This is a genomic window from Aequoribacter fuscus (assembly GCF_009910365.1).
Taxonomy (GTDB): Bacteria; Pseudomonadota; Gammaproteobacteria; order Pseudomonadales; family Halieaceae; genus Aequoribacter; species Aequoribacter fuscus.
Map to the genome: position 1 here is coordinate 2,876,911 of NZ_CP036423.1, position 25,076 is coordinate 2,901,986.

Below are 25,076 nucleotides of genomic sequence, written 5' to 3' on the forward strand. Positions count from 1 at the left end.
ACCATTCATGAGGTGCAAGTGTAAGCCGTGACCAATCTCGGAAACTCCAAACCCGTATCGAGCAACCAAAGCGCAGTGCATGAGAATCTCGAAGCGATTGTGACGAAGCACCTTTACACAACCGACCGCACGCCCATACCCGACTTTGTGCACGACAGTTTCGAGCTGATGAGGAAAACTCTGAGCCAAACGGGTTTACCGCTCTGGCTCGATTCATTTTGCGGCACGGGTATCAGCACCCGAAAATTGGCTGAACAAAACCCCAATTTTTGTGTTATCGGCGTCGATCAGTCTGAACAGCGCCTAAAAGCCGAACCACCTACTGAGTTGACCAATTGTCTGCTGATTCGCAGCGACTGCGATGCACTTTGGCGACTCATGGCCCAGCACAACATCCAAGCGCAGCGTCACACGCTGTTCTACCCAAACCCTTGGCCTAAAGCCTCACAGTTTAAACGCCGCGTGCACGGCCACGCCAGTTTCAAGGCGCTGCTCCAGATTTCACCGAACCTTGAACTACGCACAAACTGGGACATTTATGCCCGTGAATTTGCGCAAGCACTCACCATTGCACGTCGTCCAACAGAGTTAACGTCTTTTATACCAAAAGAGCCGATAACGCGTTTCGAAGCGAAGTATATTGCCAGCCAGCATAGACTGTGGCGGGTTTGCTCCACGACCAGCCCGTGACGTTCTCCTCTGTTTGCGATAGAGTGTGCGCCTAATTTAGGAGGACGCATGACTCAGGCCAACGACCCCGTGTGGGAACGAATCCGCCAAGAAGCTGCGCATGAAGCTCAACAAGAGCCCATACTCGCTAGCTTTTTCCACGCCACGATCTTGAACCATCGTAAGCTTGAGTGCGCCCTCAGTTTTCACCTTGCCAGCAAATTAGACAGCCCAACGGTACATGCGCTGCTGCTGCGAGAGGTCATCATGCAGGCTTTCGAGAGCGACCCTGAGCTCGGAGTTGCGGTACGCCAAGACCTGCTTGCGGTCGAAGAACGCGACTCAGCATGCCACGAACTGTCTGTGCCCTTTTTGCATTTCAAAGGGTTCCACGCGCTGCAAACCTATCGCGTGGCCAATTGGCTATGGCGGCAAGGCAGACACTCTTTAGCCTTATTCTTTCAAAACAGAATGTCGAGCGAGTTCGATGTCGACATTCATCCCGCGGCCAAATTAGGACATGGCATCATGCTCGATCATGCCACCGGCTTGGTGATTGGCGAAACCGCAGTGGTTGGCAACAACGTATCAATACTGCAGTCAGTCACTTTGGGGGGCACTGGCAAAGAGGATGGTGACCGCCATCCTAAAATTGGCGACGGCGTTCTGATCAGCGCAGGCGCTAAGATACTGGGCAATATCACCGTGGGCGAAGGCGCCAAAGTGGGTGCTGGCTCAGTGGTACTTGACCACGTACCACCGCACGTCACTGTGGCCGGCGTGCCCGCCAAAATTGTAGGTCGACCCGCGAGCGAGCTACCTGCACTAGAAATGGATCAGGGCTTCGATAACGCTAGCTAGCGGGCAACAGCCTGGTGGTATACCGGCGACAACTCCACGACTGCGTCAACAAAGGCCTTGACGTGATCAGGGTTAACACCGGGCGTTACACCGTGCCCAAGGTTAAAGATGTGGCCCGAACCATGACCGAAGCTTTCTAAAATAGTCGCAACCTCTTCACGAATTCGCGCTGGACTTGCGTACAAAATCGCAGGGTCCATATTGCCCTGCAAAGCGACTCGACTACCAATTTGTTGGCGCGCAGAACCGATGTCGGTCGTCCAATCCAAACCGACACAATTAGCGCCGCAATCTGCAATTGAAGATAACCACTGACCGCCGTTCTTGGTAAACACAATCACGGGCACGGAGCGACCATCCGCTTCTTTCGTCAGTTGCGCGATAATTCGCTGCATGTACTTCAACGAGAACACTTTGTAGGCCGAAGCACTTAAACTACCGCCCCAGGTATCAAAAATTTGTACGGCCTGCGCACCCGCGGCAATTTGCGCGTTTAGGTAATCTGCTACTGCATCGGCCAACAAGGCCAGCAGCTTATGCATCACCTCAGGCTGGTCATAGGCCATAGCTTTAACGCGAGCGAAGTCCTTGCTACTGCCGCCTTCAACCATATACGTCGCTAGTGTCCACGGGCTACCGGAAAAGCCAATCAAAGGAACTTCGCCGTTCAATTCATTACGAATCGCGCTGACTGCGTCCATAACATAGCTCAAATCGTCTGCCGCTTTGAAATCATTTAAGGCATCGATATCTGCCTCACAGCGCACCGTCTTGTGGAACCTAGGTCCTTCACCCTCTTCAAAATACAGACCCAGACCCAGGGCATCGGGAATGGTCAAAATATCCGAAAACAGGATTGCCGCGTCCATTGGGTAGCGTCGCAAGGGCTGCATAGTAACTTCACAAGCGAGCTCAGTATTCTTGCAAAGATCCAAGAAAGAGCCAGCCTGGGCGCGCGTTGCCCGGTACTCAGGCAGATAGCGGCCCGCCTGACGCATCATCCAAATCGGCGTGCGATCGACAGGTTGACGCATTAAAGCGCGTAAAAAACGATCATTTTTTAAATTCGACACAGGCTCGCTCGCTGTAAATTTACACGTCTAAGTAGTCTAAGATGCCTTCTGCAGCTTGGCGTCCTTCCCAAATAGCAGTCACTACAAGATCACTGCCGCGGACCATATCGCCCCCAGCAAAAATTTTGGGGTTCGTTGTTTGGAACTTAAAATTCTGATGCTCTGCCGCCACAACACCTTGCCAATCATTCAGCTCAACACCCGCTGAGCCAAACCATTCTGCAGGGCTTGGCTGGAAGCCAAAGGCGACAATCACGGCGTCCGCATCGATTACCTGCTCGCTGCCTTCGATAGGCTCAGGTCGACGACGGCCATCAGGGCCCGGCTCACCGAGCGCAGTTTCGACCACGCGAATACCGCTGGCCTTACCGTTGGTTTCCACAACTTCAATCGGCTGGCGGTTAAACAAGAACTGAATGCCTTCTTCACGCGCGTTTTGGACTTCTTTACGAGAACCCGGCATGTTCACTTCATCACGACGGTAAGCACAAATGACTTCTTTAGCGCCTTGTCGAACAGCGGTTCGAACGCAGTCCATCGCCGTATCACCACCGCCCAAGACCACCACGCGCTGGCCTTTTAAGTTAACAAAGGCTTCAGGGTCTTGTTGATAGCCGCGATTGTTGTTTACGTTGCCAATTAGGTAATCCAAGGCTTTATGCACACCGGGCAGATCTTCACCTGGGAAACGGCCCAACATCGCTTTGTAGGTACCCATGCCCAAGAACACCGCGTCGTAATCGGCCAGCAATTGCTCGATCGTGATATCACGGCCAATCTCGGTATTTAACTTAAATTCAATACCCATGCCTTCAAACACTTCGCGACGACGAACCATAACGTCTTTTTCAAGTTTGAACTCTGGAATACCAAAGGTCAGCAAACCGCCGATTTCAGGGTAGCGATCGTAGACAACCGCTTTAACACCGGCACGAGTCAGCACATCGGCGCAACCCAAACCGGCAGGGCCCGCGCCAATAACGGCAACCCGCTTATCGGTTTGCACGACGCCCGACAGATCAGGACGCCAGCCCATCGCCAAGGCTGTGTCAGTAATGTATTTCTCGGTAGCGCCAATCGTGACCGCACCAAAACCATCGTTTAATGTGCAGGCGCCCTCGCACAAGCGATCTTGCGGGCACACACGCCCACAGACTTCTGGTAGCGTATTGGTCTGATGCGACAGCTCTGCTGCTTCAAACAAGTGCCCCTCGGACACCAGCTTCAACCAGTTGGGAATGAAGTTGTGTACGGGGCATTTCCACTCACAATAGGGGTTGCCACAGGCCAAACAACGATCGGCTTGGTTCTCTACCTGCGACTCAGTGAATTGATCGTAAATTTCAATGTACTGGGTTTTACGATTCTGAATATCACGCTTGTTCGGATCGTTACGTCCAACATCAATAAACTGAAAATTGTTTCCTGCACGGCTGCCCATAATGCCTATCCTCCTTGTGATTAATCCGTATCTCGCAGACGCGACAGCAAAGTACCAAGGTCTGCGGCTTTAGGTTTAACCAACCAGAATTTACCGATGTAATCTTCAAAGTTTTCTAACAAATGTGCCGCCCACGCCGAGTCGGTCTCGCGGGCGTGGTCTTTAATGCGCTCTCGCAAGTGATGGCGGTAAGCCTCCATATACTCTGCGTTAATGCGACAGATCTCGACCAATTCGCTGTTATAACGATCAATGAACGTTCTGTCTTCGTCCAGCACATAGGCGAACCCACCGGTCATGCCGGCGCCAAAGTTTACTCCGGCTGCACCTAAGACGATGACCGTGCCGCCCGTCATGTATTCACAGCAGTGGTCACCGGCACCCTCAACAATCGCATGAGCCCCACTATTACGCACCGCAAAGCGCTCGCCCGCCGTACCCGAGGCGTAAAGCTCGCCACCTGTGGCACCGTAGAGGCAAGTGTTACCGATAATGGCTGCGTCTTTGGCTTCAAAAGCACTGCCCTTAGGCGGATACAATACTAATTTACCGCCGGCCATACCCTTGCCCACATAGTCGTTGGCATCACCCTCTAAGTACATGTGTAAGCCACCGGCATTCCAAACACCAAAGCTTTGACCGGCTGTACCCTCTAAGCGCATAACCACAGGGGCAGACTCCATACCTAAGTTGCCGTGCCGCTTCGCAATTTCACCGCTTAAGCGTGCGCCAATCGAGCGATCGCAGTTACCCACACGATAACTGAATTCGCCACCGCTTGCTGCCTCGATCGCTGGCAGTGCATCCGCAACCATGCGCTCAGCCAGTTCGCCTCGATCAAACGGATCATTAGACGCAACTTGGCAAAACTGGGGCTGATCGGCCGCCGCGGGATCAACGTGCAAAATCGGCGCTAAATCTAGATGGCTCTGTTTCGTGGTGTTGCCCGGCAACAGCTCGAGCAAATCAGTTCTACCGATCAGCTCTTCAATGCTTCGAACGCCAAGCTTCGCCAACCACTCTCGAGTTTCCTCAGCCACCATCGTAAAGAAGTTAACAACCATATCAACCGTGCCGTTGAAATGATCATCACGCAAACGGCTATCTTGAGTGGCAACCCCTGTTGCGCAGTTATTAAGGTGGCAGATACGTAAGTACTTACAACCTAACGCAACCATGGGTGCAGTGCCAAAACCGAAACTCTCGGCACCCAAAATGGCCGCTTTGATAACATCAAGGCCGGTTTTCATACCACCATCAGCCTGCAGCCTGATGGAGCCGCGCAAGCGGTTACCACGCAGTGTTTGCTGAACTTCAGCCAAGCCTAATTCCCAAGGCGAGCCCGCATGACGAATCGATGTAATCGGGCTGGCCGCGGTTCCGCCATCGTACCCGCTAATGGTAATCAAATCGGCATAGGCTTTTGCCACACCCGCAGCGATTGTGCCAATACCGGGCTCCGATACCAATTTCACCGAGACCAACGCGTCAGGGTTGACCTGTTTTAAATCAAAGATCAGCTGCGCTAAATCTTCAATCGAATAGATATCATGGTGGGGAGGCGGCGAAATCAACGTCACGCCAGGAACCGAGTAACGCAACCGCGCGATGAGGTCGTTCACTTTACCGCCCGGTAACTGACCACCCTCGCCAGGCTTGGCACCCTGCGCCACTTTAATTTGCAGTACCTCAGCATTCACCAAATAGTGCGGCGTTACACCAAAGCGACCCGAGGCAATCTGCTTAATTTTTGAAACGCGCTCGGTGCCGTATCGCGCTGGATCTTCGCCGCCCTCACCCGAATTTGACCGCGCTCCGATGCGGTTCATGGCAGCCGCTAGCGCTTCGTGTGCTTCTGGGCTTAGCGCCCCCAGCGACATGCCCGCTGAGTCAAAGCGCGGCAATATCGCCTCTATCGATTCAACGTCATCTAACGGCAAGGCCTGCTCTGCTAACACGGGCTTCATCAAATCGCGCAAGGTCGCCACAGGGCGGCTATTCACCATCTGACTGTACTTTTGATAGATGCCTCGGTCGCCAGTCGCAACCGCTTGCTGCAGAGCCAAAACAACATCGGGGTTAAAGGCATGATATTCCTGCCCATGCACGTATTTTAGCAAGCCACCCTGAACCAACGATTTGCGCAATGACCACGCCGTTCTCGCAAGCGCCTTTTGATCATCTTCGAGATCCGTGAAATCAGCGCCGCTAATGCGGCTGGCAACGCCTTTGAAGCAAGTATCAACGACTTCTGACGCCAAACCAATAGCTTCAAATAGCTGCGCACCGCGATACGAACTGACTGCCGAGATGCCCATTTTGGACATAATCTTCAACAGCCCTTTATTGATACCCTTGCGGTAGTTTTTGTAGCAGATACTAGGATCGCCCAAAATCTCGCCTTTGCGCAATAAATCGTCTAATACTGAATAGGCCAAGTAGGGATACACCGCGGTAGCCCCAAAGCCCAGCAAACAGGCAATTTGGTGTGAGTCGCGCGCGCTACCGGTTTCTATGACGAGGTTGGCGTCGCAGCGCAGGCCCACTTTAATCAGGTGGTGATGCACCGCACCGGTCGCCAACAAGCTGTGAATCGGCAAACGATCTGTCGCAATCTTGCGGTCCGAAATAATCATTATCGTGGCGCCATCGCGGACAGCTTGCTCAACTTGCTGGCACAGTCCCGCTACGGCTTGGGCAAGGCTCATGTCAGCAGGTGCATAAGTCGCGTCGATATCGGCGACCTCAAACCCCGAACGGTCAAGGTTGAGCAGGCGGTTAAACTTACTTTGCGACAGTACCGGCGAGCGCAGAATAATGCGTCGCGCATGCTCTGGACCCTCGGTAAAAATATTTTGTTCACGACCCAAATCGGTTTCGAGTGACATCACGATCGTTTCCCGCAAAGGATCAATCGGGGGGTTAGTCACCTGCGCGAACTTCTGCCGAAAATAGTCGTACAAGCTTCGTGTTTGCTGCGACAGCACCGCCATTGGGGTATCGTCACCCATGGATCCAACCGCCTCGTTACCCGATTCTGCCAAGGGTCGAAACACTTGATCTCGCTCTTCGAATGTGACCTGGAACATCTTTTGGTAAGCGTCTAGTTCGGCAACGTCAATGCCAGGATCGACCTCGCCATCGAAGGTGCCCTCGATACGTTCAGAATTATCACGCAGCCACTGCTTGTAGGGCTTTCGTGTCTTCAAGCGGTTATCGATGTCAGCGGTGTGCAGCACCTCGCCGGTTTCAGTATCCACCACTAACATCTGCCCAGGACCCACACGACCCTTCGCCACAACGTCTTCAGGCTTGTAGTTGTAGGTGCCGATCTCAGACGCAACGGTCATGAAGCCGTCTCGCGTTTTGACCCAACGCGCTGGTCGCAAACCGTTGCGATCGAGTAAACAGGTCGCGTAGCGGCCATCCGTTAGCACGATACCGGCAGGACCATCCCAAGGCTCCATATGCATCGAGTGATATTCATAGAACGCTCGCAGGTCTGGATCCATTGATTCCAAGTTTTGCCACGCTGGCGGAATCAACATCCTCAAAGCACGCGGCATATCAACGCCACCGGTAAGCAGAACTTCGAGCATGTTATCCAAACTTGATGAGTCCGAACCCGTGCGGTTAACGATAGGCTGGATATCAGCGATATTCGGTAACATGTCGGTTTCAAACAGAGCTGAGCGAGCATCGGCCCAGTTCCGGTTACCTTCGATCGTATTAATTTCGCCATTGTGCGCAAGCAAACGGAAAGGCTGCGCCAAGGGCCACTTAGGCAAGGTATTGGTGGAAAAACGCTGGTGAAACACACAAATAGCCGTTTGCAGACGAGGGTCACCCAAATCGGCGTAAAATTGTGCCAAATCAGCGGGCATGACCAAGCCTTTATACGACACAACCTTCGCTGATAAGCTGCAAAGATAAAACGCTTCGTGTGCAAAACCCGATAAGGCTTGCTCTGTTTTACGTCGCGCAATCAATAGCTTTGCTTCTAGCGAGACCGATTCATCCGCCTCGTCTTGCACCACAAAACATTGCTCAATTCGGGGTAGGCTCGCCAGAGCAATCTCACCACAAATCGAGGCGTCTGTAGGCACAACACGCCAACCCAGAGGTTTCAGACCTTGAGCACGCAAGGACGTTTCCAGCGCCGTTCGTTCAGTAGCAGCAGCGTCTTGATCTTGACTTAAGAACGTCTGACCAACGGCAAAGTGGTCTGGCAAATCAATGCCGAGTACCTTTTTCGCCTCATCTTTAAAAAAGCTTTTGGGCATTTGGAATAACAAGCCGCAGCCATCACCGGTCTTACCATCTGCGGCGATACCACCTCGGTGAGTCATGCACGTTAACGACTCAATCGCTGTTTGCAGCAAGCGGTGACTCGCTTCACCTGTGGTTTGGGCGATTAATCCAAACCCACAGTTGTCGCGGAATTCTTCAGGGCGATATAGGCCAGCGTTCATAGCTATTCCAATAAAGTTAACAGTTGTAGATAACGTGTGCGGAGCACTCCCCGCGTGAGGCTCAAGGGGCACTTCTTCTGAGGGGGAAGCGGATTTTACACGCTCTTAGGCATCTCGACAAACACAGGCCCAAAACTGTACAAGATTTGCCTCGAATTAGAGGGCTTATCCGTCGATTAGAGCGGTTAATTCGGCTTCGGTGACATCATCAACGACAACAGCAGACCCCAGTGCATTCAACAGCACAAAGCGCATTTGTCCATCAATCACCTTTTTGTCCAGAGCCATCAGGTCGATAAAAGTCGCTGAGGTCATGTCTTGCGGTGCCCATACCGGCAAACCTAAATCGACCAAGAGTTGCTCGAGTTCAACCACCAAATCAACATCCACCGAACCGCGCATCGCCGATAAACGCACGGCCATGACCATTCCTGCAGCAACAGCCTCACCGTGCAACCATGAACCGTAGCCCATGTGCGTCTCAATCGCGTGCCCAAAGGTGTGGCCTAAATTGAGAATTGCCCGCAGGCCAGATTCGCGCTCGTCGGCCGCCACGACTTCCGCTTTGATCTCACACGAACGTTGAATGGCATGGCGCAGCGTATCGACATCACGTGCCGCCAAAAGGTCTCGGTTAGCACAAATCCAACGATGGAACTCGGGGTCGTAAATTAAACCGTACTTAACGACCTCGGCCAGCCCCGCCGCATACTCACGTTCACCAAGAGTCGCAAGCGTACTCGTATCAATGACCACCGCAGTAGGCTGATAGAATGCACCGATCATATTTTTGCCCAATGGGTGATTGACCGCGGTTTTACCTCCGACGGAGGAATCAACTTGAGCCAGCAGGGTCGTAGGTATCTGAATAAAATCAACACCACGCTGATAGCACGCGGCGGCAAAGCCGGTGATATCACCAACAACACCGCCCCCTAAGGCAATGAAGGTTGTGCTGCGATTGTGCCGCGCAGCGAGCACCTGATCGAAAAGATCACCCAAGGTCTGCCACGTCTTATACTGCTCCCCGTCAGGTAGTATGACCGAAGTTACCAGCATAGTATCTGGCAATTGTCGCAGCACGGTATCAAGATACAAAGGGGCGATGGTTTCGTTGGTCACCACGACCACTTGTCGACCCTTAATCGCCCCAGCTATCAAATTGCTAGCGCTCAATAAGCTCGCGCCAACATAAATAGGATATCGGCGGTCGCCAAGTTCGACGTGTAATGTAGTTTGCTGCTGTGACATGTTTTCGCTCGCGCGTTATAGGGCTTGATCACCGTATTGGCGGGCAAGCTTGGTGGCAATAGACCGAGAGTTGGCGCCATCGGTTTCGATGATTTGCGTCGCAATGTCGCGATACAAAGGGTCGCGAATGGTCATTAGACGCTCGAGCACCGCTCGCGGATTCTCCGTTTGCAGCAACGGACGCTTGCGGTCGTTCGCGGTGCGGCGCAGCTGCTCATTCAAAGATGCACGCAAGTATACCACCTGCACGGGCTTTAAGAGGACTCGATTTTCTTCACGCATCACGATACCACCGCCGGTGGCAATAACGCCCTCAGGCATCGCGAGCAGATCTTTCAGCACTTGAGTTTCACGATCCCGAAAGCCTTGCTCGCCCTCAACATCGAAAATCCAAGGAATATCGGCACCGGTGCGCGCCTCGATTTCGGCATCGCTATCTTTAAAAGGCAGACGCAACTTTTTTGCAAGTAAGGTGCCAACGGTGGTTTTGCCGGCCCCCATGGGGCCGACTAGGACAATCAAAGCCATACTGACAGCTCTAGTCGAGTAAAGAATCTGCCAGTATACGCGGAGTAATAAAAATTAGCGTCTCTGTTTTTGTGCGAGACGTCGAGCTGCTCTTAAAAAACTGCCCCATGATCGGGATGTCGCCTAGCACTGGAACTTTGGATACTTTTTCAAGATCTTCGGTACGGAACACACCGCCCAGGACAATGGTTTCACCGTTACCGACCAACACCTGAGTGGTAAGCTCCGTGGTATCGATCGTGGGAATGCTGCCGCCATTACCAGAAGGCACCAAATCACCGATACTGTCTTGGTTAATCACAAGATCGAGCAAGATACGATCATCCGGCGTAATATTAGGTGTCACGTCAAGCTGCAGCACAGCCTCTTTGAACTGAGTCGCTGTTGCACCACCTGCCGATGACTCTTGATAAGGCACCTCAGTACCCGATTTAATCGAGGCCTTTTGTTTATCGCCGGTAATTACTTTGGGCTGAGACACAACCTCACCCTTGCCCACGGCCTCTAAGGCACTCAGCTCGGCGGTTAAAAATACGTCCTTACTGGTAAAGCCTACCGCAAAACTGCCTGCGGGCTCGGCGACACCCAAGTCAACTAAGAGCGAACCCGGCAGGGAAACAGACCCAGGCAAACCGTCAATGATCGACTGGTTTAAATTAGTGACATTCTCCACGTCGCCACTGATCGACAAGGCATTCCCGAAAAAGTTATTGTTGGTGTGCCCGCCGCCCCAAGAGATGCCGAGCTCATCATCGAGATTCGATTGCGCAATGACGATACGCGCCTCGATCATGACCTGACGAATCGGAATATCGACCAAATCAATTAAATTACGAATTTCGGCGAGCTTAGCCGACGTTTCCGTAACGATAAGCGAGTTAGTTCTGGGGTCGACAATGACGCTACCCCGCGTCGAAATCAATGAACCACCCTCTTCACTGCCCGCTGAGAACAAAGCGACGATAGCGTCCGCTTTCGCGTAACGAATTCGAATGAATTCGGTATTCAAAGGCGCCAATTCAGCGATTTGTTTATTGGCTTCAATTTGCTGACGTTCGCGTTCGGCGATTTCATCTGCAGGCGCGACCATCAGTACATTGCCGATCTGGCGTTTGTCCAAGCCTCGAGTCTTTAACACCAACTCGAGAGCCTGATCCCAGGGCACGTTCTGCAAGCGCAAGGTAATACGGCCGGTTACCGTATCGCTCGCAACTAAGTTAAGTTCAGTAAAGTCGGCAATAAGCTGCAATACAGCTCGAACTTCGATGTCTTGGAAATTTAATGAGATACGATCGCCCACATAGGCAAACTCGTTGCGACGGTCCTCGACTTCTTCAACCGACAACGCTTTGACGCTCAGCACATACTGATTATCTGTTTGATAGGCCAAATAATCGAAATCTTTGGCGGTTTTCAGCGTCAATACCGTACCGAGCTCGGTCGTATTCACATCTACGCTGTAGACTGGAGTGGCAAAATCGGTCACATCAAAGCGACGCAATAAACGCTCAGGTACGGCAGTGTCTTTGAACTGGACCTTGATGTCACCGGCCTCCGAATACACGTTCACGTCGACATTCGGGTTACTCAAATCCAATAATAAGCGACCCTCGCCATCCGTAGTGCGCTGAAACTGGAGATCGGTGATCATGGCCTCGACGTCTAAGACCTTTTCGACTTTCGCCATGACGGCATTTGGGTCGGATGCTGGCTTGGTATAGTCACCCTGGCCACCCTCGCCGACCGTGACGAAGAATGAATTACCCTCGACGCGTGTTTCGTAAGGCACCAGCTTGACCAAATTCACGATCATTCGAGTACGTTCGCCCGCCTCCACGACCATAACCGCGGTTGCATTGCCATAAGGCAGAGAAAAACGCTTGCGATCCAGCCCACTTTTCGTATTGGCGAAGTCCAAGGCAATACGCGCGGGCTTCTCCACGGTGTAGCCCTTGTAATCATCCGGTACCGAATCGAAATCCATACGGATTTCGAACTTGCCACCCGATCGCGAGGTGAAGCTAATTTCTTCGACCACACTGGCCATCGACTGAGAAGTTAAGGTCAAAGCAAACGCAGCCGCCACCCATCGCGCCGAAGCCCTGCTTAGTAAAGTTCTGACGGTACGCCACAACATGCTATTACCCCTCTCCCAAATTCATTCCGCTGAGCATGATCGAGCGAGGCCGCTCTACCCAACCATCTTCTGAACCATCGCTCACGATTTCAACCACCGCAACATAAGTAGGCCCCATGTCAATCACACGCCCGTGATTCCGACCAATATAGTTACCCAGACCCACGCGATGAATTCCACCGTCGGGGTCTTGCATCAGGGTCCAATCCTTACCGTTGCGACGAATCGTGCCCACCATGACCAACGATTCAAGCGTGTATTGCTCTAAAAATTCTTTTGGCCTGTTTGGATCTGGCCGCACCGCTGACACAGACTGCAACTGCGCCACATCCTGAACCGCGACAGGCCGCTCAAATGGGCTGCGTGTCGTTGTCGCACTGTAGGCAAAAGCTTCGTAATCTTTGAAGGGCGGTATCGCGGCAATAATACCCGCCGGGCGAGCTCGCTTCTCTGCCATGAACTGATCGAGATCACTGAAGTCGTCGTTAGCGCACGCTGCCAAACCCAGCACCACGCCCCCGGCGACTAGCCTTTTACACAACCTCAGCATCACCCACCATCCCTGTAGCGGTAGGTTTTAGCAATCATGTTCATGCGCAAATCACCACCGCCCCGCGCCGTTTCGATGCTGAAATCGTGCAGCGTCACAATGCGAGGCAAGCCAGCCATCGACGAGACGAAACTCCCCAAATCATGATAAGAGCCCGTGGCGACAATCGCGATCGGTAGCTCGACGTAAAATTCATCGGCGCGCTCGTCTTGTAGATCGATGCTGGCAATTTCTAGACCGTTCGCCAAGCCTTTGTTGGTGATGTCTTCAAGCAAACCAGGCACCTCAGTGTCACTAGGTAATTGACTCACAAGCGCACCAAAGGAATCTTCCATTTCTAACATCTGACGCTTGTACGCGTCCAAATTTGCTGCTTTGAAGGCCTTGTCTTCAAAATCTTTCTTGGTGTCTAGCTCTTTCTGCTCAGCACGAGCCAAATCTTGCTGAAGACCTTTAACATGATAGTTGTACCCAACAAAAAGCACTGCCGCAAAGACTAAGACCCACAACAACACGAGAATGGGCAGAGGCCAAGAGCCAATATTATCCGGGTCAAGATCGCTGACATCGAACTCTTTTAAATTACGTAAAGTATCTTCAATGGCCATTATCGCGCACCCTCGCCATCCGGCTGGATTTTCACAGACAAATTAAAGGTGGTTGCCTGCGGACCAAACTCAGGCGCAGCTCTCACCGAATCGAGATTCGGCGACGAAAACCAATCGGAAGCCTCTAGGTTTCGCATTAAACTCGACACTCGGTTATTCGATTCAGCAACGCCGCGGATACTGATAACACCGTCAACAGACTGCAGACTGGTGTAATAAACACCGTCGGGCACCGTGCGAACTAACTGGTCCATGACCCGAACAATAATGGGGCGATTGCCCTGCAAGTCCTGAATCACTCGCATGCGATCAAGCAACTGGGTACGCCTTTTTTGCAAATCACGGATTTCAGCCACCTGAGCGTTCAGTACCGTAATTTCATTTGCGATATAGTCGTTGCGCCGCTTCTGGGCGTCAATTTTACCACTGATCACAAAGTCCACCGCGATCAACAGCGCAATGGCGATTAACGCTATCAGCGCCGACACCAAGTAGAACTCTCGCTTTTTCTGCTCGCGGAGTTCTTCGCGCCAAGGCAGTAAGTTAATGTTCGCCATCAGTCAAAACTCCTCATGGCCAAACCGCAGGCGATCATCATCGCCGGGGCATCACCCGCCAAGGCAACCGCATCTACCTTCGATGAAATGGACATTTCAGCAAAAGGATTCGCAACCGTCGCAGGGGTTCCCAATTTGTCCTGTACCAGGGTATCGAGGCCCTGCATAGACGCCACACCACCGGCTAAAATGATGTAATCCACATCGTTGTACTGACTGGACGAAAAGAAGAACTGCAAAGATCGAGCGACTTGCTGAACCACCGCGTCTTTGAAGGGCTCAAGCACTTCGGGCTCGTAATCGTCGGGTAACCCGCCTTGTTTTTTGGCTAAACCTGCTTCTTCTAGCGGCAAGCCGTAGCGGCGCATAATTTCATCGGTGAGTTGCTTACCACCAAATAACTGCTCACGGGTGTATATTGTTTGGCCTTGATGCAAAACGCTTAATGTGGTCATCGTCGCACCAATATCTACGACGGCAACCGTATTGTCCGGCTCCAAATCTAGTTGGTGCTCGATCAGCGTAAACGCTCGCTCCATCGCGTAGGCTTCGACATCAATGATTTTGGCCTCTAGACCCGCTTCTTCAATTGCCTCAACCCGAGCCTCGATAGTTTCACGTCGACATGCCGCAATCAAAACGCTGTCGTAGTTTTCGGTATCCAGCGACGGCCCTTGAACTTCAAAATCAATGGCGACTTCTTCGAGCGGATAGGGAATGTACTGGTCAGCTTCTACCGCTAGCTGAGCCTCCATCGCGTCGTCGTTCAAACCTTCGGGCATATCAACCAACTTGGTAATAACGCTAGAACCAGCCACTGCAGCTGATACAAACTTAACCTTCGTTTTGGACTGGTTAACGACTTGCGTGATGGCTTTAGCGACGCCGGCAACGTCGTTAACATTTTTTTCGATAACAGCGTCCACAGGTAAAGATGCCACGCCATAGCTTTCGACGCGGTATCTTTCGCCGCTGCGACTCAACTCCAAGAGCTTCACAGTCGTTGAGCTAATATCTAGGCCCAGCACCGTGATCTTAGGTTTTTTACCGAACAAATATAGCAACTAGCGCCTCACCATCTTGCAGATATGCTAATGTGTCATATTACTTCACATTACCACAAAGATATAGGGTTGTTGGACTCGCATGCAAGCATCATTAGCGCCTATAATTCAACCCATGCCCTACCTAATCATCAAATGTTGCTGTGACTAAATCTTTTCCTCGCTGGGTATATGCCGTAATCGCGCTTGCTGCCATGGGAGCGTGCGGCGTCGTTTGGGGTCTCGCTGGACTCTATCTGTATCTGAGTCCAGGCCTGCCGGCACCCGAGACATTAAAAGAAGTTAAGCTTCAAACCCCAATGAAAGTCTACAGTAGCGATGGCCAGCTCATCGCACAATTCGGAGAGCAAAAGCGCACACCTCTGACCTTCGATGAAATTCCAGAGCCTTTCATCCAAGCTCTTCTCGCCGCTGAAGACGACAACTTTTTTAACCACGGCGGCATTGATTTTATGGGCCTGGCGCGCGCCATGTCACAGCTGGTCGTCAGCGGCTCTATTGTCAGTGGTGGCAGCACGCTCACCATGCAGGTGGCGCGAAACTATTTTTTGACGCTGGACCAAACCTTCATCCGCAAGTTCAACGAAATCTTGCTAGCGATCGAAATCGAACGGGCGCTGAGCAAGCAAGAGATTTTTGAGCTGTACTTTAATCGCGTATTTCTCGGACATCGGGCCTATGGTTTTGAAGCCGCATCCGAAGTGTATTACGGCCGATCGATCAAGGAGCTCAGCTTGTCGCAATGGGCGCTGTTAGCGGGCATACCCAAAGCGCCCTCTCGCGACAACCCGGTTTCTGACCCCCAAGCAGCCAAAGATCGGCGCAATTGGATTCTAGGCCGCATGGTGAAACTCGGCTATATCACAAGCACTGAAGCCGAAGCCGCAAAGCAAGAACCGGTTCTCGCATCGTTACATGGCGGCCAAGTCGAACTCAGGGCGGATTACGTCGCAGAATTGGTCCGCGCCGAAATGCTCGAGCGCTTCGGCAACAGTGCCTACACCGATGGCTATGTCGTCACCACCTCGATAAACGGAAATTTGCAGGCCACCGCGCGACGGGCGGTGATTAATGGGCTGCAGGAGTATGACCGACGCCACGGCTATCGCGGCGCCGAAGCCAAACTCCCCGGCGACCCAATGATCAATAAAACCGAGTGGCAAGAAGCGCTAAACCAACGTCCGAGCATCGCCGATATGCAGGCCGCAGCGGTAATAGACGTCAACGAACGCGACATAAACGCGATGCTCAGCAGCGGACGGACGGTCCAGATTGCTTGGCAGAACGGCTTACAACAAGCCAATCCATACATCAACGAAGACTTATTCGGACGCAGCCCCACAAAGGCGTCGGACGTAGTTGCCGTAGGCGATGTCATACGCATCCGCGAAAGAATTAACGGCGACTTCGAACTTACCCAGCTGCCCGCCGCTCAGGCCGCCCTCGTTTCACTTGAAGCTAAAACAGGTCGAATTTTGAGTCTCGTCGGCGGCATTGGGTTCAGCAAAAGCAAATTCAACCGCGCCACACAGGCCAAACGTCAACCCGGCTCCAGCTTCAAACCGTTCATTTACGCAGCGGCCTTAGACGCGGGCATGACCGCCGCAAGCCTCGTAAACGACGCCCCACTTGTCTTTAAAGATGCATCGCTAGAGGGTGTGTGGCGTCCTGAAAACGATGGCGGAAAGTTCTACGGACCCACTCGCTTACGCTGGGCTCTGACCAAATCGCGCAACCTAGTGTCTATTCGGATACTCGAGAAAATGGGCGTACGCAATATGCTGAAATACGCTTCAACGCTGGGGTTTAGCACCGACGAGTTCGCGCCCGATTTATCGCTTGCTTTGGGCACACACGCCATGACTCCGATCGAAATCGCCAAAGCCTATGCCCTGCTCGCTAACGGAGGTTTTTTAATCGAGCCTTTTATTATCGAAAGAATCGAATCGGCCACTGGGGAACTATTGTTCGAAGCCAATCCGGCGCAAGCATGTGACCCCTGCAAAACGCGTGAGGAAGTATCGATGGCCGATGTTTTAGCCGGCAATATCGAAACGCCACAAGCCCCCAGGGTTATGGACGAACGCATTCACTTCATTTTAGACAGCATGCTAAAAGACGTTGTAAAGCTGGGAACTGGTCGCGCAGCTCTAAGCCTAAAACGCAATGACCTTGCGGGAAAAACAGGCACCACCAATGGACCTAGAGACGCGTGGTTTTCAGGCTACAACCCGAACATCGTGACAACAACGTGGGTTGGCTTTGATGATTTTTCAGAGTTGGGCTCAAGAGAATTTGGCGGTACTGCGGCACTGCCCATTTGGATTGACTTTATGCGTGAAGCCCTGAAAGGACAACCCGAAATTGATCGCCAAATTCCTCCCGGTATCGTCAGAGCGACGATCGACAGCGAGACCGGCCTACTGGCTCGATCCGGACAAAAGAACACCTTAGAGGAATATTTTCGGGCAGAGCTGGCGCCAAAACGCTACGCTGACGAAGCCCAAACCGGAAGCCAAGACCTGTTATTGGATGTGTTCTAAATCACACCTATTAGGCCGCCCCGCTCCTACCAACAGCCTGACATCTTTTGCCCCACAAATAAAAACGCCGCGCTTGAGCGCGGCGTTTTAGAATTCGTTCTACGCTTATTTCGCAGCGCCACGGCTACCAAAACGGCGCTTGAAGCGATCGACGCGGCCACCGCTATCAACGATTTTCTGTTTGCCGGTATAAAAAGGGTGACACTGCGAACACACATCGACATGAAAGTCTTCACCGATGGTTGAGCGAGTCTGGATGGTATTGCCGCAGCTGCAAGTTGCTGTAACTGCAACGTATTTTGGATGGATATCCGCTTTCATGCTATTTCTCCGTTGGGCACCACCGCCACCTCGTCGTTGCAAGGCACCGCAGTGCATGGCACTGATGTTGTTAAAAGGGCGCGTATTGTACCTTAGATTTAACAATAAGCAAGCCACTGCTTTTGTCTGCTACACTAGCCACTCTTAAGCCAATATTTACAGCGCATGCCGATACTGAGAATCGCAGTGGCCAAGCCCTTGCGAACAACCTTTGATTATCTACCGCCATTGGACTGCGACGACGCCAGCATTGCTAAGTTGCAGCCAGGCACCAGGATAGAGGTACCTTTCGGTAGAGCGCAGTTAGTGGGTATCTTGGTCAATCGCGCACCGGAATCAGAGGTTAACCAAACCAAGCTTAAGCGAGCAACACGGATTATCGATCCAATCAGCTTGCTACCAAAACCATTATTTGAGCTGTGCCTTTGGGCGTCACAATACTATGCACATCCAATTGGCGAAGTTCTGACGCTGGCTTTCCCGCCGCTATTACGCAAGGGCGTGGAGACTAACGCACCGCATAATGCCATCAAACTAACCCCAGAGGGGCGCCTTGCACCACAGGGGATCCTCAGAAGCCCCAAACAAGCGGCCCTTATAGAACGCCTGCAACGCCACGAAGCCACCCGCAGCGCACTCAAAGCCGAGGGTTTTAGTAGCAGCATCATAAAAGCACTGATCGATAAGGGGCTGGCAATACCCTGTCGCATTGAAGACTCCGAGTTCAGCCCAAGCGAGAGCGACCCACAACCGCGGCTTAATTCCCAACAGCAGTTCGCGGTAGCGCAGCTCTCGCAACACGCCGGATTCAAAGCCTCTTTGCTGTATGGCATCACAGGTAGCGGCAAAACCGAGGTGTATTTGCAAACCATTGCCAACACCATAGCCTCGGGCGCGCAAGCCATGGTGCTGGTGCCAGAAATTGCGTTAACACCACAAACCGCTGCACGCTTTCAAGGCCGATTCGGCGCTTGTGTTGGCGTACTACATTCAGGTCTTACGGAGACCCAGCGTGCGCGCGAGTGGGAGCGAGCTCGGACGGGCAAGTTACAGGTACTACTCGGCACGCGATCTGCGCTATTCACACCCTTTCAAAATCTGGGCCTGATTGTGGTCGATGAAGAGCACGACTCGGCGTACAAACAACAAGACGGATTTCGTTATCACGCCCGCGATCTCGCCGTCAAACGAGCACAAATCGAACAATGCCCAATTATATTAGGCAGTGCCACACCATCACTCGAAACCATCAGTAACGTTAACATCGGGCGATTTGAGCAGTACACCCTCAACACACGCGCTAAAGCCGCCAGCCTGCCCAGTTGGCAGATCATTGATGTGCGCCAACAAAGCCTAGAAGCAGGCTTGTCTCAAACATTAATAGATGCCTGCCATCACACCTTGGGTAAAGGCGAGCAAGCACTGCTCTTCTTGAACCGACGGGGTTTTGCGCACACACTCCTGTGCCATGATTGCGGCTGGGTCGCGGAATGCGACAATTGCGACAGCCGAATGGTCATCCACAAGCGCCACAATCGCCTTCGCTGCCACCACTGTCAGGCACAAAAGCCGCTACCCAAAACCTGCCCTAGTTGCCACAGTAATCATTGGCAGGGCGTGGGGTATGGTACAGAGCGCGCGGAACTGGCCCTGCAAAGTTTATTCCCGCACACGCCCATTCACCGTATCGATAGCGATACCGTGGGTTCAGCTTCGCAGCTCGACCACGTTCTGGATGCCATCAACGCGAATCAAACCGGCTGCTTAATTTTGGGCACCCAAATGCTCGCCAAGGGTCATGACCTAGCAAAAGTGACACTGGTAGGGATCGTCGACACTGACGCCCTGTTATTCAGCTCTGACTTCCGTGCCGAAGAGCGCCTAGGTCAACTCTTGACCCAAGTTTCTGGTCGATCGGGCCGCGGCGACAGACCGGGTACCGTCATGCTTCAAACCCATCATCCCGATGCCGAAATATTCCACCAGGTGATCCATCAAGATTATAGGGAGACGGCAAGCTCTTTACTGCATGCTCGACATCAAACCGGGCTGCCGCCTTTTGGCCAAATTGTGATGGTGCACGCAGACAGTAAAGATCCGAGCGAGGCGGAGCGTTTTCTGAATTCAGCACGTCATACCTTAACCTCAAGCCTGCCGCAGAATCATGTACTCATTGGGCCACTCCCAGCCCCCCTATCAAAACGTGCAGGTAAGTTTCGATATCAACTGACCTGGCTGGCGCCGCACGAGAAGAATTTGCATCGTTTTGTTCATAGTATTGCCGATACTCTGACGCGACTGCCTCACAAGAGCGAGCTGTCTTGGGCCATTGATATCGACCCACATGACTTTTTGTAGTCGAGGTAGGTCTGGCCATTGCTTTCGTAAACTTGGATAATACGCCTTTTCTCGGAGCCCTAACACAATCATGCAAGATCACCTGCAAGGCCTCATCGCTCAGGCACTGAACGCACTCGTGGAACAGTCGACACTGCAAAAAGACTCCGTTGGCGCAATTCAAATCGAGCGTACACGCGACCCATCGCACGGTGATTTCGCCAGCAACATCGCCCTCGCCATGGCAAAAAAAGCGGGGCTTAACCCTCGCCAGCTTGCCGAAAAAATTATCGCTGCCCTGCCCGCGGATAAAGCGCTAGACCGTTGCGAAATCGCCGGACCCGGCTTTATTAACTTCTTTTTATCAAAATCTGCCAGCACCTCCGTCATTGCCAGCATCTTAGAGCAGGGTGCAGCGTTTGGAACCAACGCTTTGGGCAACAATCAGCGCGTCCAAATCGAGTTTGTCTCGGCCAATCCGACGGGCCCGCTACATGTAGGGCACGGTCGAGGGGCCGCTGTCGGTGACACCCTGTCGCGCCTGCTACAAGCGTGTGGTTATCGAGTCGATCGAGAGTTTTACTATAACGACGCAGGCGCACAAATTGATCACCTAGCGCGCTCCGTACAAGCGCGCTGCGAAGGCTTAGATCCTAGTAGCCCTGAGTGGCCACAAGACGGCTATCGCGGGGAATACATTGTCGATTTAGCGAAGGCCTTCCAAGATAAAGCCGTCATTCAGGCCGAAGACCGCGAGGTCGCTGCCTCGGGCGACATTGGCGATATCGATGCCATTCGAGAATTTGCGGTTGCCTATTTACGTCGTGAGCAAGATCTTGACCTAAAGGCTTTTGGCGTCGAATTTGACTACTACTTTCTAGAATCATCGCTCTACGCTTCCGGTGCTGTAGACGACACCGTCGAACGTTTGCGCGACAACGGCTTTACGTATGAAGACGACGGGGCGCTATGGCTGAACACAGAAGCCTTTGGCGATGACAAAAACCGCGTTATGCGCAAGCGCGAAGGCGGCTATACCTACTTTGTGCCGGATGTTGCCTACCATTTAAACAAATGGAATCGCGGCTACGACGTCGTGATTAACGAACAAGGCGCAGACCATCATTCGACAGTCACTCGCGTGCGCGCAGGATTGCAGGCGCTCAAAGCCGGCATCCCCGAAGGCTGGCCCGAGTATGTGCTGCATCAAATGGTGTTGGTCATGCGCAACGGTGAAGAAGTCAAACTCTCTAAGCGCGCCGGCAGCTACGTCACGCTGCGCGACCTAGTCGATGAAGTCGGTCGTGATGCCACGCGCTATTTTCTCGTCGCCCGCGCACCTAGCTCACAGCTGACCTTTGATATTGACCTTGCCTTATCACAAAGCAACGAAAATCCGGTTTACTACATTCAATATGCCCATGCGCGAATCTGCAGCATGCTCAACAAACTGGCCAACACACCGAGTGCCAGCGTCTCGGATGCGGCACTTGCAGCATTGAGCGAACCACAGGAAGAGGCGCTGATCAAAGAGCTAGACAAATTCCCTGAGGTGGTAAAACAAGCCGGACAACAGCGCGCGCCTCACATGATCGCCAATTTCCTGAAAGATTTAGCAGCAGCCTTCCACACCTTCTACAACGCTCACAAAGTGCTGGTTGATGACGCCACTACCCAAGAAGCTCGCGTCGCCCTGTGTTTGGCGACCCAACACGTGTTGCAAAATGGCTTAGATATCTTGGGCGTCAGCGCACCGGAGTCGATGTAAGTGTCGAGACCACAGGCGCGAAGGGCCAATCAAACACCGAAGCCAGCAGGTAAACCCGCGTGGGCAGTCTTCCTGTCTGGCTTAGTGACGGGCAGCATTGTGACGCTTGTTGCTCAAAATCTCGACTACGGCGCTCTGCTACAATCGCAGAATCAAGAGACCGCCAGCGGCGCTCAAGAGCAGCAAAAGCCGAGCCCGAAATTTGAATTTTACACGGTACTGCCCGAACAAAACTTGAGTAAACCCGCGTCTAAGGTAGACAATTCGAAACAAACAGCCAGCCGCACCGACAGCAACACTCGGACGGATTACTTCATTGTGCAGGCAGGGTCGTTTCGCAACGAGGCCGATGCAGATCAACGCCGCGCAGAGCTGATTCTGCTTGGGCTGGATCCAAAAATCGATCAGGTGACCAATCAAGCGGGACGCTGGCACCGCGTGTTTGTCGGACCACTAAGCGAGCGCAGTGAGGCGGAACGAATTAAAGCTCTCACCGCGAGTCAAAACATCGAAACTTTGATTTTAAGCCGAAAAGCCAACTAAACCTTGAATTTTCAGGGTCTGGCCACACATCCACCTAAGAGGTGATCTATGGAACAGTTCAGAGGCACGACGATTGTTTGCGTGCGGCGCGACAATCAAGTCGTCATTGCCGGTGACGGGCAAGTATCAATGGGCAACACAGTCATGAAAGGCAATGCTCGAAAAGTTCGTCGCCTCTATAAAGACCAAGTGATTGCCGGTTTTGCCGGTGGCACCGCTGATGCGTTTACTCTGTTCGAACTTTTCGAAGCGCAACTCGACAAACACCATGGACATCTCGTTCGCGCCGCGGTGGCTTTAGCTAAAGCTTGGCGCACAGAGCGCAGCCTACGACAGCTCGAAGCCTTACTCGCCGTTGCCGACAAAGAAACGTCCTTAGTGATCAGTGGTAACGGCGATGTCATTGAACCTGAAAATAACTTAATTGCTATTGGCTCAGGCGGCCCTTTTGCTCAATCTGCAGCGCGCGCACTACTGGACAATACGGAACTTAGCGCCCACGATGTCGCCACCAAGGCCCTCACCATCGCCGGCGATATTTGTATTTACACCAACCACCACCACACGGTGGAAATAATAGATTACTAGGCCCAACTATGTCTGATATGACCCCAAGAGAAATCGTTCACGAACTCGACCGACACATAGTGGGCCAAGCTGATGCGAAGCGAGCCGTGGCGATAGCGCTGCGAAATCGCTGGCGCCGCATGCAGCTGCCAGCCGACTTGCGCGCAGAAGTCACACCAAAAAATATTCTGATGATCGGCCCCACCGGGGTCGGAAAAACTGAAATCGCCCGACGTTTAGCAAAACTCGCCAAAGCGCCCTTTTTAAAAGTAGAGGCCACTAAGTTCACCGAAGTGGGCTACGTAGGGCGAGACGTGGAATCGATCGTGCGCGATCTCGTCGAAACGTCAATCAAAATGTATCGCGAACAAGCGGTAGAACAAGTGCAATTTCGCGCCGAGGAAGCGGCCGAAGAGCGCATCCTAGACGCCTTACTACCGCCAGCGCGTACAGAGGACAGCTCGAGCTCAGGTGCCGCTCGCCAGATGATGCGCAAAAAACTCCGCGAAGGCGATCTCGACGACAAAGAAATAGAAATAGACCTGCGCGAACGCGTTGCCGGCGTAGAAATCATGGCACCGCCGGGCATGGAAGAAATGACGCAACAGCTTCAATCCATGTTCAGCTCAATGGGACAAGGTAAACACAAAAAGCATAAGCTCACCATTAAAGAGGCGTTCAAAGCCTTAAGTGAAGAAGAGGCCCACAAGCTCATCAACGAAGATGAGCTCAAACAAAAGGCTGTGCAAGCGGCTGAACAAAACGGTATCGTATTTATTGATGAGCTGGATAAGGTCGCCAAACGCGGTGATACGGGAGGCGCCGACGTATCGCGCGAAGGCGTGCAGCGCGACCTCCTGCCCTTGATCGAGGGTAGTTCAGTGAGCACTAAATATGGTTTTGTTAAAACCGACCATATTCTGTTTATCGCCTCGGGCGCGTTCCACCTATCCAAGCCCTCTGATTTAATTCCGGAACTACAGGGTAGATTGCCTATCAGAGTAGAACTCGCGGCACTTACCCCCGACGATTTTGAGCGCATTCTTACAGAACCCAAAGCCTCGTTAACAGAGCAGTACACAGCTCTGCTCGCAGCCGATGGCTTAGCCATACAATTTACACCGGACGGTGTACGCCGCATTGCCGAGTCGGCGTATCAGGTCAACGAGCAGGTCGAGAATATCGGCGCAAGACGCTTACACACGGTGATGGAGCGATTGCTCGATGAGGCCTCTTTCAGTGCCTCCGATCATGCGACAGGCGAGACCTTGATTATTGATGCAGACTATGTCGATCAGCATCTCGGTGCATATCGCGACGACCAAGACTTATCTAAGTTTATTTTGTAAGCCATGACTCAAATACCGACACTGACCGACATCAAAGTCAAACGCAAATCAGGGCTTGTCAGCTTAAGCTTTGATTCGGGCGAGCTTTTTGACCTAAGCTTCGAGTTTCTGAGGGTTCATTCGCCCTCCGCCGAAGTCAAAGGCCATGGGCCAGGGCAGGAGGTTTTACAAGTTGGCAAAAAGAATGTGCAAGTCAAAGGGCTGAGTCCCATTGGGCATTATGCCCTACAGATCGAGTTCGACGACGGACACGATTCAGGGCTGTACTCCTTCTCGTACCTGTATCAACTCGCCACGCAGCAAGAAACCTTATGGTCACGCTATTTGCGCGCCCTCGAGGAAGCGGGCGCAAGTCGCGACCCGGATGTGCAGGTCATTCGCTTGGGCAATTGATCGAGAACACTGCACAAGTTGCCACAACGCGCTAAACTAGGCGC

The 25,076-nt window shown here is 52.6% G+C and carries 20 protein-coding genes; 9 read left to right on the forward strand and 11 right to left on the reverse strand.

Going from position 1 to position 25,076, the window contains the following annotated elements:
* Positions 1 to 27: 27 nt before the first annotated feature.
* Together trmB and cysE are read left to right on the forward strand one after the other, a co-directional pair.
* Complete coding sequence (gene trmB / locus EYZ66_RS13175) at positions 28 to 690, forward strand: tRNA (guanine(46)-N(7))-methyltransferase TrmB (protein ID WP_009575025.1); 663 nt, start codon at positions 28 to 30, stop codon at positions 688 to 690.
* Between the two features lie 48 nt (positions 691 to 738).
* On the forward strand, positions 739 to 1,530 hold the full coding sequence (gene cysE, locus EYZ66_RS13180) for a serine O-acetyltransferase (RefSeq protein ID WP_009575023.1): 792 nt from the start codon (positions 739 to 741) through the stop codon (positions 1,528 to 1,530).
* On the opposite strand, the gene hemE is transcribed toward cysE, so the two are convergent.
* The 10 genes from hemE to EYZ66_RS13230 all read right to left on the reverse strand — a co-directional run bounded on the left by hemE (position 1,527) and on the right by EYZ66_RS13230 (position 15,211).
* Complete coding sequence (hemE, locus tag EYZ66_RS13185; protein ID WP_009575021.1) at positions 1,527 to 2,603, reverse strand: uroporphyrinogen decarboxylase; 1,077 nt, start codon at positions 2,601 to 2,603, stop codon at positions 1,527 to 1,529. The two genes, cysE and hemE, sit on opposite strands and share 4 nt — an antisense overlap.
* A 19-nt stretch (positions 2,604 to 2,622) precedes the next feature.
* Positions 2,623 to 4,044 carry an FAD-dependent oxidoreductase gene (locus EYZ66_RS13190; RefSeq protein ID WP_009575020.1) on the reverse strand — a complete coding sequence of 474 codons (1,422 nt, stop codon included), beginning with the start codon at positions 4,042 to 4,044 and terminating at the stop codon, positions 2,623 to 2,625.
* Between the two features lie 20 nt (positions 4,045 to 4,064).
* On the reverse strand, positions 4,065 to 8,516 hold the full coding sequence (gene gltB, locus EYZ66_RS13195) for a glutamate synthase large subunit (RefSeq protein WP_009575019.1): 4,452 nt from the start codon (positions 8,514 to 8,516) through the stop codon (positions 4,065 to 4,067).
* 165 nt (positions 8,517 to 8,681) lie between these two features.
* On the reverse strand, positions 8,682 to 9,767 hold the full coding sequence (gene aroB / locus EYZ66_RS13200; RefSeq protein WP_009575018.1) for a 3-dehydroquinate synthase: 1,086 nt from the start codon (positions 9,765 to 9,767) through the stop codon (positions 8,682 to 8,684).
* A 15-nt stretch (positions 9,768 to 9,782) separates the two neighbouring features.
* Positions 9,783 to 10,295, reverse strand: a complete 513-nt coding sequence (locus tag EYZ66_RS14310) for a shikimate kinase (RefSeq protein ID WP_009575017.1) — start codon at positions 10,293 to 10,295, stop codon at positions 9,783 to 9,785.
* A 10-nt stretch (positions 10,296 to 10,305) separates the two neighbouring features.
* Entirely contained in the window at positions 10,306 to 12,432 is a 2,127-nt protein-coding gene (locus EYZ66_RS13210) for a type IV pilus secretin PilQ (RefSeq protein ID WP_083814339.1), read from the reverse strand.
* Between the two features lie 4 nt (positions 12,433 to 12,436).
* Positions 12,437 to 12,982 carry a pilus assembly protein PilP gene (locus EYZ66_RS13215; RefSeq protein ID WP_009575015.1) on the reverse strand — a complete coding sequence of 182 codons (546 nt, stop codon included), beginning with the start codon at positions 12,980 to 12,982 and terminating at the stop codon, positions 12,437 to 12,439.
* The gene (locus EYZ66_RS13220; protein WP_160195702.1) at positions 12,982 to 13,590 is read right to left on the reverse strand and encodes a type IV pilus inner membrane component PilO; all 609 of its coding nucleotides are present in this window, start codon (positions 13,588 to 13,590) and stop codon (positions 12,982 to 12,984) included. Before EYZ66_RS13220 ends, EYZ66_RS13215 begins: the two co-directional genes overlap by 1 nt.
* Positions 13,590 to 14,147 (reverse strand): PilN domain-containing protein, encoded by a 558-nt coding sequence (locus tag EYZ66_RS13225; RefSeq protein ID WP_009577183.1) that lies wholly within the window; start codon positions 14,145 to 14,147, stop codon positions 13,590 to 13,592. Before EYZ66_RS13225 ends, EYZ66_RS13220 begins: the two co-directional genes overlap by 1 nt.
* Positions 14,147 to 15,211 (reverse strand): pilus assembly protein PilM, encoded by a 1,065-nt coding sequence (locus EYZ66_RS13230; protein ID WP_160195703.1) that lies wholly within the window; start codon positions 15,209 to 15,211, stop codon positions 14,147 to 14,149. Before EYZ66_RS13230 ends, EYZ66_RS13225 begins: the two co-directional genes overlap by 1 nt.
* Before the next feature lie 143 nt (positions 15,212 to 15,354).
* Here EYZ66_RS13230 and EYZ66_RS13235 point away from each other — a divergent pair, with 143 nt between their 5' ends.
* On the forward strand, positions 15,355 to 17,754 hold the full coding sequence (locus EYZ66_RS13235; RefSeq protein ID WP_235714694.1) for a penicillin-binding protein 1A: 2,400 nt from the start codon (positions 15,355 to 15,357) through the stop codon (positions 17,752 to 17,754).
* Positions 17,755 to 17,859: 105 nt separating this feature from the next.
* Here EYZ66_RS13235 and rpmE read toward each other — a convergent pair whose 3' ends face one another.
* Positions 17,860 to 18,075 (reverse strand): 50S ribosomal protein L31, encoded by a 216-nt coding sequence (gene rpmE / locus EYZ66_RS13240; protein ID WP_009575262.1) that lies wholly within the window; start codon positions 18,073 to 18,075, stop codon positions 17,860 to 17,862.
* A 165-nt stretch (positions 18,076 to 18,240) separates the two neighbouring features.
* Between rpmE and EYZ66_RS13245 the strand changes: the two genes are divergently transcribed.
* The 6 genes from EYZ66_RS13245 to EYZ66_RS13270 all read left to right on the forward strand — a co-directional run bounded on the left by EYZ66_RS13245 (position 18,241) and on the right by EYZ66_RS13270 (position 25,032).
* The gene (locus EYZ66_RS13245; RefSeq protein WP_009575264.1) at positions 18,241 to 20,433 is read left to right on the forward strand and encodes a primosomal protein N'; all 2,193 of its coding nucleotides are present in this window, start codon (positions 18,241 to 18,243) and stop codon (positions 20,431 to 20,433) included.
* A 70-nt stretch (positions 20,434 to 20,503) separates the two neighbouring features.
* A complete protein-coding gene (gene argS, locus EYZ66_RS13250) occupies positions 20,504 to 22,180 on the forward strand; it encodes an arginine--tRNA ligase (protein WP_009575266.1) in 1,677 nt (558 codons plus the stop codon).
* Positions 22,181 to 22,723: an SPOR domain-containing protein gene (locus tag EYZ66_RS13255; protein ID WP_050793390.1), complete on the forward strand. Its 543-nt coding sequence runs from the start codon at positions 22,181 to 22,183 to the stop codon at positions 22,721 to 22,723. It begins immediately after the preceding gene.
* A gap of 48 nt (positions 22,724 to 22,771) precedes the next feature.
* Complete coding sequence (gene hslV / locus EYZ66_RS13260; protein WP_009575269.1) at positions 22,772 to 23,311, forward strand: ATP-dependent protease subunit HslV; 540 nt, start codon at positions 22,772 to 22,774, stop codon at positions 23,309 to 23,311.
* 8 nt (positions 23,312 to 23,319) lie between these two features.
* On the forward strand, positions 23,320 to 24,639 hold the full coding sequence (gene hslU, locus EYZ66_RS13265) for an ATP-dependent protease ATPase subunit HslU (protein WP_009575270.1): 1,320 nt from the start codon (positions 23,320 to 23,322) through the stop codon (positions 24,637 to 24,639).
* Positions 24,640 to 24,642: 3 nt separating this feature from the next.
* Positions 24,643 to 25,032, forward strand: coding sequence for a gamma-butyrobetaine hydroxylase family protein (locus tag EYZ66_RS13270; RefSeq protein ID WP_009575271.1), 390 nt, complete (start codon positions 24,643 to 24,645; stop codon positions 25,030 to 25,032).
* The last annotated feature ends 44 nt before the right edge of the window (positions 25,033 to 25,076 follow it).

Bases quoted from the DNA above. Each gene is read 5' to 3' on its own strand.
- EYZ66_RS13190 (WP_009575020.1), bottom strand. From the start codon at position 4,044: ATGGGCAGCCGTGCAGGAAACAATTTTCAGTTTATTGATGTTGGACGT.
- EYZ66_RS14310 (WP_009575017.1), bottom strand. From the start codon at position 10,295: ATGGCTTTGATTGTCCTAGTCGGCCCCATGGGGGCCGGCAAAACCACC.
- gltB (WP_009575019.1), bottom strand. From the start codon at position 8,516: ATGAACGCTGGCCTATATCGCCCTGAAGAATTCCGCGACAACTGTGGG.
- hslV (WP_009575269.1), top strand. From the start codon at position 22,772: ATGGAACAGTTCAGAGGCACGACGATTGTTTGCGTGCGGCGCGACAAT.
- argS (WP_009575266.1), top strand. From the start codon at position 20,504: ATGCAAGATCACCTGCAAGGCCTCATCGCTCAGGCACTGAACGCACTC.
- cysE (WP_009575023.1), top strand. From the start codon at position 739: ATGACTCAGGCCAACGACCCCGTGTGGGAACGAATCCGCCAAGAAGCT.
- EYZ66_RS13270 (WP_009575271.1), top strand. From the start codon at position 24,643: ATGACTCAAATACCGACACTGACCGACATCAAAGTCAAACGCAAATCA.
- hslU (WP_009575270.1), top strand. From the start codon at position 23,320: ATGTCTGATATGACCCCAAGAGAAATCGTTCACGAACTCGACCGACAC.
- EYZ66_RS13220 (WP_160195702.1), bottom strand. From the start codon at position 13,590: ATGGCCATTGAAGATACTTTACGTAATTTAAAAGAGTTCGATGTCAGC.
- aroB (WP_009575018.1), bottom strand. From the start codon at position 9,767: ATGTCACAGCAGCAAACTACATTACACGTCGAACTTGGCGACCGCCGA.
- EYZ66_RS13210 (WP_083814339.1), bottom strand. From the start codon at position 12,432: ATGTTGTGGCGTACCGTCAGAACTTTACTAAGCAGGGCTTCGGCGCGA.
- rpmE (WP_009575262.1), bottom strand. From the start codon at position 18,075: ATGAAAGCGGATATCCATCCAAAATACGTTGCAGTTACAGCAACTTGC.
- EYZ66_RS13225 (WP_009577183.1), bottom strand. From the start codon at position 14,147: ATGGCGAACATTAACTTACTGCCTTGGCGCGAAGAACTCCGCGAGCAG.
- EYZ66_RS13245 (WP_009575264.1), top strand. From the start codon at position 18,241: ATGCCGATACTGAGAATCGCAGTGGCCAAGCCCTTGCGAACAACCTTT.
- EYZ66_RS13215 (WP_009575015.1), bottom strand. From the start codon at position 12,982: ATGCTGAGGTTGTGTAAAAGGCTAGTCGCCGGGGGCGTGGTGCTGGGT.